This is a genomic window from Chitinivibrionales bacterium, assembly GCA_035516255.1.
Taxonomy (GTDB): Bacteria; Fibrobacterota; Chitinivibrionia; order Chitinivibrionales; family FEN-1185; genus FEN-1185.
This window is the reverse complement of the sequence record DATJAL010000039.1, coordinates 1-12,588: the sequence shown is the minus strand read 5'-3', so window position 1 is coordinate 12,588 and position 12,588 is coordinate 1. Positions and strand designations below refer to the sequence as shown.

Below are 12,588 nucleotides of genomic sequence, written 5' to 3'. Positions count from 1 at the left end.
TCAACCGTTAGTAATGGCTGTCAGCTCCACTCGCCTGTTTTTTTCATGGCAAGTGTCATCGTCACCGCAATTTTTCTGCGCCGGCTTACTATTGCCGAAGGTATGGACAATAACTCTCTTTGCTTCAATTTGATAGGCTCCATACAATACAAGCCAATTGTAAACGCTTTTAGCACGCTCTTCAGACAGGTAGGAATCGTATGTATTATCGTCCCTTTCGTCGGAATAAGCTTCAATAATAACCCGGTAGCCCGGATTGGCAGCCAAAAAATGGCCAACATTATACAAACGAGAAAGCGCGTCTGGCGTAAGCACTGTTTTGTCCCGGTCAAAATACAGCACACCGAGATCGATTTTCTTTTCCGGCGGTAGGGCCGGTTTCTGTGCTGCCGGCGGGTTCAGTGCGGCCGCACTGTCTTGCCGCGACACTATTTTTACGCAACCGACCATAAGGAGCGTGCCGCCAGCAATGATCACTATCGCCTGAAAAACGATTTTAATCTTTTTCCTTAACATGTTCTCCTCTCGATCTGAGAATTGGCCATCTTTATGGTCATCCAATACCCCAATAACCGTGCCATGCCATTGTATGCCGCTTACTTTCAAGACGACAACGTGTTAGAGCTATGCCGTTTCTAACCGGCAAAATTGCCGATTGTCCCAGTCACAAATGTAAATGGAGATAGTGCTATGAAGTAAAAGGAGTTGAAATTCTTGGGACAATTGTCTCTGATGCGGAGTTAGTCCCGATGGGAAAAATAGAAAACCATAAATTACGCATTACTGTTTGCCTCGCGTGAGCCTCTTATTAAGCGCGGATCTTGTCATGCCGAGCAGTTGGGCGGCAATGGTCTGGTTGTTGCCCGCTCGCCTGAGCGCCTCGTTGATGAGCATGGATTCCGCGTCCTTGATGGCAGGCAGGGTTCTTAGCCTCGACAGGTCTTCGGGTGAATAAAACAGTGTCGACACGCCGGAGCCTTTTACCGATCCCGTGACCTTTGAAAGGCGCTCGGTAAAAAAAGAGCCTGCGAGGGTGCCTCCCTTTTCGACGCTGACAGAATCGAAAATCAGGTTCCTCAATTCCCGGACGTTCCCTGGAAACGGATACGCGGCGAGTAAGGCATAAATTCCCTGGGGCACCGACGGCGCGGGGTGCTTAAGTTCGACGGACGCCCGTTCGACAAAGTGATCGATGAGAAGCGGAATGTCGCTCGGCCTTTCCCTGAGCGGCGGCAGGTCTATCTGGTGGCTTTGCAGCCGGAAATACAGGTCGCTCCTGAAGGTACCCTCCTTGCGCAGAGCGACCATGTCACGGTTGGTCGCCACGATGATGCGCGCCGTCGACTGCCGGAGGGAATCGGATCCAACGGGGTAATAGGTCCGGTCATCCAGCAGCCTGAGGAGCTTCACCTGCGATTCGCGCGGAAGGTCTCCTATTTCGTCAAGGAAAAGCGTACCACCCGAAGCCTTTGCGACAAGGCCCTCCCGCCGGGAGTCGGCGCCGGTAAATGCGCCCTTTTCATGTCCGAACAGCGTGTCGCTCACCATCGAATCGTCGAGCCCGGCCGTGTTGACCGATACAAACTCGCCGGAACGGCCGCTTGCGTCGTGGATGATGCGTGCGATCAGTTCCTTGCCTGCGCCGGTTTCCCCCGTGATAAGCACCGGCATCGGCGTTTGGGCAATGGCCTCGACGTACTGGAAAATGGCCGTCATTTTCCTGTCCCGGGTCACGAACCGCTCGAAAAGCTCCGGCCGCTGCAGGCGGTCGTCAAGCAGGTAGCCTTTGAGCCGCGTATTTTCATTGCGGATTTCCACAAAGTCCATTGCGCGGCGCACACTCGTTATCAGCCGGTCTTTTTCCACAGGTTTCACGAGGTAATCAAACGCACCCGCACGCATGCAGCAGACGGCCGTGTCAACGTTATTGATCGCCGTGAGCATGATGACCGGCGATTCCGGATAGGCCTTGACAATCTCCGGCAGAAGTTGTGTCCCCTGGTTTTCCGGCATCATGATGTCCAATAACACGACGCCAAAGCGCTGCCCGGCCATGAGGGTGAGCACGTCGCCGCTGTTCTGGCAGGTGGCGACGGCGAAGCCGCCCAGGCGCAGTGTCACCGATGCGCTCTTAAGGAAATCGAGTTCGTCATCGACGAGCAGAACGGGTAATGTTATTATTGTTTCAGGTTTCATTGTGCTGTTCTCCGCGCATCAAGTGATTGGCAGCAGAATCGTTGCCGTGGTTCCCCGGTTCTGCGCCGATTTGATCCGGAGGTCACCGCCGTGATCCTTGACAATTGAGTACGATATCGCGAGTCCCAGCCCGGTGCCCCCGCGGTCACGCTTCGTCGTGAAGAACGGATCCATGATGTATTTCAAGTGTTCGGGCGGTATGCCCTGGCCTTCATCATGGATGGAAAGCGACACCCTGTTTTTCATATCATCGTACGAAATGGTTACCGTGATGGGTTTTTCGTGGTCCTTCGACGCTTCACACGCGTTGGTGATAAGGTTGATCACCACCTGTTCCAACCTCTGAAAATTCCCCGTGACTTCGGGGATTTGCCCTTCTTCTATCACCTCAAACCGTTTTGTTGCGGTCTTAATCATGTTCCCGAGGATCACCGAGGCGTTCTCCACAACGTCCTTCAGTCGTATCTTCTGGTTGAGGTCTCCGCTCTCCTGGCGGGAAAAGTCCTTAAGGGTCTCGACAATCCTTTTAATGCGGCGTGCTCCCTGGTTAATGCCGTTGAGCAGGCCGGGGAGCTCCTCCCTCATTTCCTTATAAGGTAGGCCGCCAAGCGTGTAGGTAGGGTGCGATGCGTAGTATTCGTCGAGCACGGGCATGACGTCTTTCCACATTTCCGATAAATTTTCACCATTGAGAATGATGAAATTGTTGGGGTTGTTGATTTCGTGGGCAACACCCGATACGAGAATCCCCAGCGTGGCCATTTTGTCGGTTTGGATCAGGGTGCGCTGCTGCTGCTGGGCGAGCTCTTCGGCCTTCTTGCGGGCCGTCACATCGCTTCCGACGCAAAGGATCTCCATGAGAACGCCGGCGTTGTCGTAAATAGGCCTGGTTGTCCAAGCGACCCATTTTTTTTCGTTCGTCTTTGTCTGCACCTGTTCTTCATTGTAAATATACGCTCCAGGGGAAAGAAGCACGTCGTACAATATCGAATGCGCTTTCGGGTTCGGTACATCAGGGGATACAGAAACAATGTTAGTGATGTTCTTCCCCTGGATTTCCGCCGCGGAAAATCCGAACATTCTTTGAGCATATTCGTTGAAGAACAGAATTTTCCCCTGTCTGTCTATCCTGATGATAGCGCTGTTTGCATTCTCAACCAATTCACGGTATTTGCGGCCGTTTTCCTCCAGTTTGTCCATGGTGGTCTGGATGTGGCCGAGCATTGCGTTGAAGGAGCGCGCCAGCCGGCCGATCTCGTCGCGCGAGCGCAACGTGATCCGTTCCGTAAAGCCTTTTGTCCCCGAGGAAATCTGCTCAGTGAGCGTGACAAGCTTGTTTATAGGTCCCGTTATCAGGCCGGTAAAAACAAAAATGGCGACGGTACTTACGAAAAGCACGGCAAATGCGAAGAAAATGCGGTCCCGTATGATGACATCTATCTCCTCCCTGGTTTGAGTAATGCGGTGGTGGATGACGTCGTCGATGTCATCGGTATAACGTCCCGATGCAACTACCCAGCCCAGGGGCGTATACAACCGTGCGAAGCAGAGTTTTGAAAACGACGAATCTGAAAACCCTTTCTCGTCCAACCGCGGCCAGGTAAGCTCATAATACCCTTCGCCGTGCGTGCGGACCAGCCGGTTGACCGTACTGACCAAGGACAGGATCTTTGCACTGTCCGGTCCCGACAAGCCGCCCAGATACGGATGAATGAGAATCTTTGGCGAGTCATGGGTGTCTGAAATCCAGAAATACCCGCGACCTTTATCGTAGGTAATGGTTTTGATCTTGTCCAGGATCGAAGTCATGTCTTCCTGCGTCATCGAGCGCTGGTGTTCCGCCTTGATCATGGAATAGATAATGTTCACTTGTTCCCGAAGCACGTTTTTCACCCTGCTCGTCTCTATGATACGTATGTCGGCGATGTTCTTTTCCGCTCGCCGCTGCGTCTGTCTCACCGAGACGGTGAGGATGGCTACGGCGGTGATGAAAACAACCACCACAATGAAAAGTGGCAGTTTAATTCGAAGGCTCATGATACGCACCAGTTCCCGTATTTTTTTTCCGAACGGGCAAGGTAACAGCCCTTTTGTCACTAAAACTTTATACTACTCCGATGCACAATATTCGCGCAACAACCGCGCAGGCAGTGCGAGGCCGCCGAAATTGCCGGTGCCGTCGCCCGTGCTGTCGAGAAAGCTCTTGACGTGGAGCTGGTAGATCACCGCATCCTTGTACCAGAGCGGATCGCCGGATAACAAATTGATGCCGTGTGCGGTCATCGATGATCCTTATCGAGAATAGCGGGACATTCCGAACCCACATCAAGAAAATATGTTTTTTTCTATGGTTTGCCCTCGATTAAAAACTCCATTTCCCCCGTACCACCGCCACCGTTCCTCTTCCGCCAAACGTGGTGTTTTTCTCGCCGTAGAATCCTTGGCAGATGAGATCGAAGTCGATGTTGTTGGTAATTGAAAACGTGACGGTGGGTCCCGCCACGCCCGAGCCGTCGATAGGATTTACCATTGTGAACGCATCTATCCTGACAAGCGGCGTGATCTGGTCTGCGCACTCAAGAAACAGTGTTACCGCCGCTGGAGAAAGGTGCTTCGCCAGCGGGCCGTCCATGGGTTGGGCCGAATAGTTTTCGTGCTTCTTTTCGCTGCCGGCGCTGTTGTACAGCACGCTTGCTTGCACATACAAGTTGTGCGGAAACGTGTAATCTCCGGAGACACTCGCCGCGACCGATTCGCGTCGGCCCTGTTTGTCGATGACTGGACGAAAGTATGTTGCCTCGCCGCGGAATGCGCCCCCGCCGATCTGCCCCGACCAGCCGAGACCCGCACATCCGTCTCCTTTGACAATGCCGCCAAGCACTTGCATGTCGTAGCCCCATACATTCCAGCGGGCCAGGGCAGCTCCTCCCATCGCAGCAAGCGAATCCCCCGCCTCATACACAGCCGTAAGCTGGGAGGTCACCGAAGGAAACCAACTCACAACCGCGCCATCGGTGCCCTGCTTCTCCTCGTAATCGAAATCGAGGTACGACGAAGCGTTGAACAGATCGTTGGGGTTCCACACCAGGTTCATGCCCCAGTTGACGCGGCTGCGGCCGGCCCGCACCTGCAGCTTGTCGGATGCGTATTGCAGGTAAAGCCGGTCGAGCTCGCTTGTCAACTTGTACGAAGGGCCGCTCGAGAATGTCCTGTTGAGGCCGAAATATCCCGGCGTCACCGCGGTGAGCTGGGCGAGATCCGGTCCGTCGCTGGCCAGGTCACCGTACAGAAACAGGTTGCGCATGCCTGCGGTAAGTGAAACGGGCCCGTTGGGAAGCAGGGTGGCATCGAAACGGTTGTGCACGAGGCCGAAAAGCGCCCATGTGCCGCGGAGGTTTTGGGCATCGGTGATCTGCAGGTCCTTGACGTATCCCTTTGCCGACACGAAGTCGGACAGCTTCAGTGAATCAAACGGGGCAGCCCGCAGCGCGGCGCAGGCGACAAGAAGCGCGAACGACACACTGCGTCGAACGGAACTCATACGGTTTCGTCCTTGAGCACTTTGCCGTCCTCAAGCGTGATGATCCGCCGCGCTTTGCGCATCACGCGGACATCATGAGTGGAAAAGATAAACGTGACGCGTTCCCCCTTGTTAAGAGTTACCATGATATCGAGCAGGTTTTCCGCCGCTTTCGAATCAAGGTTGGCCGTGGGCTCGTCGGCGAGCACGAAGCGCGGCCGCGAGGCCAAGGCTCGCGCGACCGCCACGCGCTGTTGCTGTCCGCCCGACAGCTGCCCCGGCCTGCTCGCTCCCCGGTCGGGGATTCCCACCTGCGCAAGCAGGGTGCGGGCGCGAGCGGCGCGCTCCGCCTTGCCCTTGCCCTGGAGCAGCATGACGAATTCGATGTTCTCCTGCGCCGTGAGCACCGGAATAAGATTGTATGACTGGAACACGAATCCGATGTTATGCAGTCTGAAGCGGGTGAGGTCGCGGGACGACATGGCCCGCATGTCCGTTCCGGCGATGTTGATCGTTCCGCCACTGGGCGTGTCGAGGCCGCCTAAAATGTTCAGCAGCGTGGTCTTGCCCGAGCCCGAGGGGCCGACGATCGTAGTGAATTCCCCTTCCTCGAACGTCAGGTCGATGCCGTTAAGGGCATGGACGGGGACCGATTTCTCATCGTATACCTTGGTAAGACCGGTGATGGTGATGATACTCATGATTTTTCTCCGTTATGTGCTCCGAATTGCCCTTGCCGGCTGCAGCCGCAGCGCCCGCAACGCCGGATAGACAGACGATGCAACGCCGGTCGCCACAATCAAGAGGCTCAAAAGGATATAGAACGAAAGGTCTATCTGCGGATACACAAGTGCCCCGTATCCCATGGCCGAAAGTCCCCGCGACACCGATGACAGGCTGATGCCCCGGCCGCCGAAATAGGCAATCGCAGCGGCTGATGCGGCAACGCCCGCGGCGCCTCCCGTAACGGACAGCAGCACGGTTTCGGCCATGATCATCGCGAAGAGCCGCAGCCTTGTCATGCCGATGGCCATGAGCATGCCGAACTCGCGGGTGCGTTCCAGGATGGCCATGAGCATGGTGTTGACGATGCCGAATGCGAGGGCCGCAAGAATAATCACAAGGAAGAGAAGCATCATGTAATCCATGATGCTTTCCATGAGTGCCAGGTCGGGGCTCGACTCCTTCCAGGACTTGACATCGAGGGAAGGAAACATGCCGCGCAGCAGCGCCGCCGCGGCCGGGGCCGCACGGGAATCGGTTATTCGAACAGCTATCTCCTGAACAGCCTCCCGCGGAAGCCCCGTAAGAAAGCGTACATCGGCCGCGAGCGCGAAGACGGTGTTCTCGTCGAAGGTGGAGTTGTCTGTTTTGTAAATGCCCGCTATCCTAAAAGCGCCGCCGGTGATCGTGCCGTCAACTTCCTGAAGGGTGAGCACGATTTTCGAATGCAGCCGCACCTTGAGTTTGTGTGCCAGTTTCTCACCCACCACGATGCGATTGGCGCTTTCGTCCGTAAGATAACCGCCCTGCACCAGGTGGTCGGCGATGGCCGAGACCCTGCGCTCCTCGGCCGGGACGATGCCGTACAGCGTCACCCCCGTGCCCGTGGTCGCACTCGACGCCATGGCGTTTATCCTGACGCGCCCCGATGAGCACGAAAACCCCGGCAGCGTTGTGACATATGCCGTCACCTCACGGACGCCGGGAACGGTGTCGATGATGTCGCCCTTTTTGAGAAACCCTGGAGCGTGGACCTGAATGTCGGCAACCTCTGCGGCGATTGCGCTGTGGATGCGCTGGAGGGTCATGCCGTTTGTAAATGCCATGGAGAACACACCGCCGAACAGCCCAAGGCACACGGCCAAAAGCACAATAAGGCTCCGCAGCGGCGAGCGCCAAATGTTGCGCCAGGCGATGGAGAAAAGCATAGGGAAATTCCGCCGTTCAAGTAACTTTTTTAATGGACCTTTTCCTATCAATAAAAATCATTTTTCTCTGTGTTCTCTGAGTCTCTGTGGTGTTTTTTTTCTTCACGATCGCAGCGCGCCAGCCACTTTAAGCCGCCCGATTACCCACAATGGGAAAAGGGCGCAGATCAAGGTGGCTCCAAGCACGATGGCCGCATGCGTGCCGTAAATCGAACCGTCAAACAGAAACGGCATCACCGGCTCGATGCCATATTGAGCCATCATTTTTGCCGCCTCACCCGTGAGGCGTATTGGGTGTACGTGAAAATACAAAATCACCGGCGTGGCAGCGATCATGCCGGCGGCAATGCCCACGATCGAAATCATGATTGTCTCGACCAAGGTTGTGGCCACAAGAAGCGTTTTGCTCATGCCAAGGGCCAGTACCATGCCGAACTCCCTCCGCCGCTCAATCGTCATCATGGTGATGGTGCCGAATATCCCGAAAATGACGATGGCGTATAGAATACCGAGCATGATGAGCCCGGCCATGTTGTCGGACTGAATCTGTTGAACCACTTCGAGAAGCATTTTGTCCCATGTCATCACCTCGTATGAGGCGGGTGCCAACAATCTGCTCAGTGCGGCCGCGACCGTCCCGGCATCGGCAGGCCTGTTGACCGCCACGACAAGCGAGGTAATTCTTTGCGGAGCCGAGTACAGGTCTTGACATGCAGAAAGCGGCATGTACACCACGCGGCTGTTGAGGTCGGGCGAACCGAAATGGACGATGCCGCTCACGGGAAACGCGCCCGCCGCGCTCATGCCGTGAAATCCCTGGCCAAGCAGCACGATCGAATCACCTACGGCCACGCCAAGGTCCGAGGCCGCTCCCTCGGCGACAAGCACGCCCCGCCCCGACTGCTCGGGCATGATCCCCTTGCTGATTCGCGAAGAGAGATGTGTGAGGCGGTCGTCTTGCGCAAGGACCGCTCCCACCACCAGCACGCCCTTGGTCTGCGTGCTCGTCGAGGCGAGGGCAAAGGACTCAAGCCGAGGGATAAGGTACGAAACGCCCCCCACATTCTCGACGTTCTTCAGCAGTGCAGTATCGGCAATGAAACTGCGGTCGAGGCTCTTGTCGTCCCAGTAGCCTTTTGCATGGACTTGAATGTAGCCGGTGTAAAATTCCACCACGTTACGCACGATCTTGTCATATGAGCCGAGCTGCATCGCCCGCATAATGAGCGCAAGAAACACCGCGGAAAAAATGGACGCCGCGGTGATTAGGGTCCGCCGTTTGTTGCGCCATATGTTGCGCCACGAAAGTGACAGCAGTTCCATGTTCCCTACCGAACGCGTTTGAGGTTTTGCAGCGAAAAGAAATCGTCGGCGATGGGCTTGTCGAACCATATAGTATTGACGACGAGCACGGTTTTGCACCCGGGCTTTGCCGCGGGTGTCATCTCCATGCGCGCGGGGATCTCCCTACCGCCCATCATCTGTATGTCGGAAAACCGCTCGGTGTTGACAAGCGCGCCATCCTCGTCGAAGTACTGCTCCTTCACCTCGATGTCTTCCTGCACTGTAATCCACGCCACAACCTTGCCCCACACTACGGCGGCGTTCGGAAGCGGGGTTAGGGTGACCTTCCAGCAGTCGCGTCCGTCAATGGTATCACGACCCGACAGGGTGTGTGAATAATCCTTCACGATGGACGATTCCTTGATGAGGTCGTCGTTGGTGAAGTCGGAGCCCATCCACGACTGCGACATCATCGAGGGCGGGAGCTTGATCACCCGGTCGATGGACGGCACCCAGTTCCACATTTCAACGCCGCGTTTCAGGAACGCCTGCCCCTTCTCCTTGGAAGGCGCGGTGATCACGGTGAGTGAATACGTACGGGCCTTTTCCCAACCCTTGAGGCTCACGGTTCGGCTCCAGTCGGGCCGCACCACGGTCATGGTCATTTCGCTGTAATTGGTTTCCCCACGCATCTTGGCGTCGGCGCGGCGCACGATTTCGTCGGCGTCGAGCGAGGGCTGTGCTCCGGCGAGAAACACGGCGGTTAATAGCACAGACAGGGAAAAGAAACAGGCAGCGGATCCCCTTTGCATATTGAGGCGCTCCTATGGAAAAATGCTCCGCCCAAAGTAGAGATAAGCGGAAGTGTGGGAAAATAAAATTTCGCGACGCGGGCCTCCGCGCCGGCGAATAAACAGAACACCATGAAAAATTATTTCTTATAATTCATCGGTTATAAAAATTGGACCTTATGGCAACAGAGTAATAATAATAAATTGATTGTCTGATATAAAATTATTTCCCCATTCATTAACATTTTATTTCAAATACTCCAGCACCGAATACGGAAGATTGCCTATGTCATCGCAGGTAACGAGAAGCGGGAATGTTATCGTCACCGGCTTTCGATTGACAATAAACTGGAAAGTCACCCTCGCCTTATATGGTTGTGTTGTCTTTTCAACCGCCTTCCACTTGCTATTGTTGACCACCAGCGGCATATCGAACGCAATGTTTCCGCGCGAGGAATTACCTGGCATAATAGTACCGAAAATGAAAGCTCTGCTTTTTTGCGATTGATAAAAATCACGTATTTCATCCGAACAAACATACTGATAATCGCCGGCATAACATAGTGATTGCAGCCGTTTGGAGCGCCTGTCAAGGAAAGAGATGTAATCTTCCACTGCGTTTGCCTCAAGCAGTTTTTTCGGGATTTCGAACAGGATCTTTTGCGGTGACACGTCAATCGGCGATGAAGTGTTGTTTACAATCACCAGTTTGTTATCTACCAGGCTGTTTTTTGACAGCTCAAGCGTAACGTCAATGTTGTCTTTTTGTTGATGAAGTATCCTGTTTTGCGCCTGCGTTTGCAGGTACAACGATCTGCTCGGAGTGCAACCGGTAAAAATCATTATTATAAGCAAACTCTGAACGATTGCGCTCAACAGCCAAAAAATTCTTTTTATACCTTTCATGACAAACCTTCTCTAATCAATAGAACAGCCTTTTAACTCGCTGCAGTTTGTAAAACCGCAATGCATGTGCCAAAGATACAGAGCGTGCATAACTATCTGTAAGTGGTGCAAATAGAAAATGTTGCTTTTGTAAAGGTATAGGGAAATTTGTCCCTTTCCGTTTTAAAAATGATTTTATTTCCCCTATTGCTAATTCATTACCCCATAGGGACAAATATCCCTGACAAATTATGGGGAGGAGATTTACTGTTATCCTGGACAGCCCTTCCGGCATCTGGATGGCGATAAAACGACGTTATCATCCGCAAGCCTACCGGTCCTGAACACTACCAGGTTGTGGAGTGGGTAAAGACCAAATTCAACAAGGCATGAGCGAGCGAGACCGACTTACGGTTGTCAAACGGAATTAGAGTATTTCCAATGGTGAAATAAGGGGCGAGTGCTTCTCACACCCGCCCCATGAATAAAACATTACATTTATTTTTTATCTTCATTGAACAACGAATAACTCACCAGTTTTGGCTTCTGAGGGACCCATTCGTGATCCTGTTCAGTCACAATCCTTACCCTCGGCTGCCTGCCACGCAGGGGACGACGGCGCAGATGCGGAAGAACCACTCATGAACACCTCGCTGACGGAAAGGTCCTGTTTGGCCGAGGCAAGCACGATGGTGTGCGGCTTCCCCGGCGCAAGGCTCACGTACTGCTCCGAAACATCGATCACCGGTTTGATGACGGCGCTTATGGAAAGCTGCAGCGCGGGATTGTTCGAAGCGTTGGATTGGACGGTCACGTATTTGGTGATCGGACCCGAATGGTAATTCGCGATGGTGACGGTGGAAGCGATGAGACCGGTTTTCCCGGGTTGGATGGTGGTGTCGAACCTCACCACGGTACACCCGCAACCCGGACACACGTTGCTGATCGTGAGAGTCGCATCTCCCGAATTCTTAACGACAAATTGCGCGTGGAGCTTGTCAATTTTTCCTTCGGCGACAATGCCGCAATCGTAGGCGGACTCGTCCACCTCGATTTTCGGGGCAGCACAGGCTATAAAAACGGGGATGAGGACGAACGGGGACGCAAGGCAGGACACACGGAACATGGGGACCTCCGCTTTCTGGTTGTTCTCCGCGCATGGGTCGGCCGACCGGTCGAATCAGCGTGGAATGGGTTTCAATAACCTCCGGGTTTTTGGTTTGTATACGATTTTAAAATACTATTCGCCGTAGTCCGAGGCTCCGGCGCTGGATTTTTTAAAACATGAAATTTCGATGGAAGGGATATCAATCATCGTGGAGCGTCTACCGCCGACTCATACAAAAAGCTGCTGGAGGGTGATCCAAAGAACAAAGCTCGCTCTGCGTCAGCCGCAGACGACTTCTTGATGATTCCTTTGCCCCCGGCGGTTAAAAAGATATATATTTTCCCGCGTCCATTTTCGCACCATTAGCTCAGCTGGTAGAGCAACTGACTCTTAATCAGTAGGTCCCTGGTTCGAATCCAGGATGGTGTACCATCTTTGTTTCTTGGAACCCGGGCTTCTCCGAACCGTCCTCGGAGGAGCCCAGTTCCTTTATCCCTGCGAATATCTTGAAGAAATACCCCATCTCTGGTGCCCGTGCTATGGAAAAATTCCATCTGCTATGCTACCATCCTGAAATAATGATGATGTAATCCAGAGAGAATCGGGATTTTCGAGATCTCTCCCTCTCTTTGCGGAGAATATCCTCCTGGAATCTGTTGCTCAAGACCTTGGTGTGGTCGTTGAGAATTGTAGAAATTCACATAATCCACCAGAATTCTATTAAGCTGCCGCCGATTGAGAATAATGTAATGGTCCAGTGCTTCCCTTCTCACCGATCCAACGAATCTTTCCGCGATAGCATTCATGTCCGGGGCTCCGATGGATATCGCGAGTCCCTTTATTCCATAATCGACATACTTCAAATTGAATTGT

The 12,588-nt window shown here is 53.8% G+C and carries 12 protein-coding genes and 1 tRNA gene; 1 reads left to right on the top strand and 12 read right to left on the bottom strand.

The features are described from left to right. From VLX68_11270 to VLX68_11220, 11 genes are all read right to left on the bottom strand, one after another. Window positions 1-516: an OmpA family protein gene (locus VLX68_11270; protein ID HUI92816.1), complete on the bottom strand. Its 516-nt coding sequence runs from the start codon at window positions 514-516 to the stop codon at window positions 1-3. Between the two features lie 264 nt (window positions 517-780). Beyond that, entirely contained in the window at window positions 781-2,196 is a 1,416-nt protein-coding gene (locus tag VLX68_11265; protein ID HUI92815.1) for a sigma-54 dependent transcriptional regulator, read from the bottom strand. An 18-nt stretch (window positions 2,197-2,214) separates the two neighbouring features. After that, window positions 2,215-4,233 carry an ATP-binding protein gene (locus VLX68_11260; GenBank protein HUI92814.1) on the bottom strand — a complete coding sequence of 673 codons (2,019 nt, stop codon included), beginning with the start codon at window positions 4,231-4,233 and terminating at the stop codon, window positions 2,215-2,217. A 72-nt stretch (window positions 4,234-4,305) separates the two neighbouring features. Next, window positions 4,306-4,479 (bottom strand): hypothetical protein, encoded by a 174-nt coding sequence (locus VLX68_11255; protein HUI92813.1) that lies wholly within the window; start codon window positions 4,477-4,479, stop codon window positions 4,306-4,308. Between the two features lie 79 nt (window positions 4,480-4,558). Beyond that, window positions 4,559-5,737, bottom strand: a complete 1,179-nt coding sequence (locus VLX68_11250) for a hypothetical protein (GenBank protein ID HUI92812.1) — start codon at window positions 5,735-5,737, stop codon at window positions 4,559-4,561. After that, window positions 5,734-6,417, bottom strand: a complete 684-nt coding sequence (locus tag VLX68_11245) for an ABC transporter ATP-binding protein (GenBank protein ID HUI92811.1) — start codon at window positions 6,415-6,417, stop codon at window positions 5,734-5,736. The genes VLX68_11250 and VLX68_11245 overlap by 4 nt, the downstream gene beginning before the upstream one ends. A gap of 12 nt (window positions 6,418-6,429) precedes the next feature. After that, a complete protein-coding gene (locus VLX68_11240) occupies window positions 6,430-7,647 on the bottom strand; it encodes an FtsX-like permease family protein (GenBank protein HUI92810.1) in 1,218 nt (405 codons plus the stop codon). A gap of 102 nt (window positions 7,648-7,749) precedes the next feature. Beyond that, window positions 7,750-8,970 carry an FtsX-like permease family protein gene (locus VLX68_11235; protein HUI92809.1) on the bottom strand — a complete coding sequence of 407 codons (1,221 nt, stop codon included), beginning with the start codon at window positions 8,968-8,970 and terminating at the stop codon, window positions 7,750-7,752. A 5-nt stretch (window positions 8,971-8,975) separates the two neighbouring features. After that, a complete protein-coding gene (locus VLX68_11230; GenBank protein ID HUI92808.1) occupies window positions 8,976-9,743 on the bottom strand; it encodes an outer membrane lipoprotein-sorting protein in 768 nt (255 codons plus the stop codon). 225 nt (window positions 9,744-9,968) lie between these two features. Continuing rightward, window positions 9,969-10,628 carry a hypothetical protein gene (locus VLX68_11225; GenBank protein HUI92807.1) on the bottom strand — a complete coding sequence of 220 codons (660 nt, stop codon included), beginning with the start codon at window positions 10,626-10,628 and terminating at the stop codon, window positions 9,969-9,971. A 550-nt stretch (window positions 10,629-11,178) separates the two neighbouring features. Continuing rightward, window positions 11,179-11,733 carry a DUF1573 domain-containing protein gene (locus VLX68_11220; protein HUI92806.1) on the bottom strand — a complete coding sequence of 185 codons (555 nt, stop codon included), beginning with the start codon at window positions 11,731-11,733 and terminating at the stop codon, window positions 11,179-11,181. Window positions 11,734-12,071: 338 nt separating this feature from the next. On the opposite strand from VLX68_11220, the gene VLX68_11215 reads away from it, so the two are divergent. Beyond that, window positions 12,072-12,147: transfer RNA gene (locus tag VLX68_11215), tRNA-Lys, on the top strand. A gap of 125 nt (window positions 12,148-12,272) precedes the next feature. On the opposite strand, the gene VLX68_11210 is transcribed toward VLX68_11215, so the two are convergent. Then, the coding region (locus tag VLX68_11210; protein ID HUI92805.1) for an integrase core domain-containing protein at window positions 12,273-12,588 on the bottom strand (316 nt) is incomplete at its 5' end.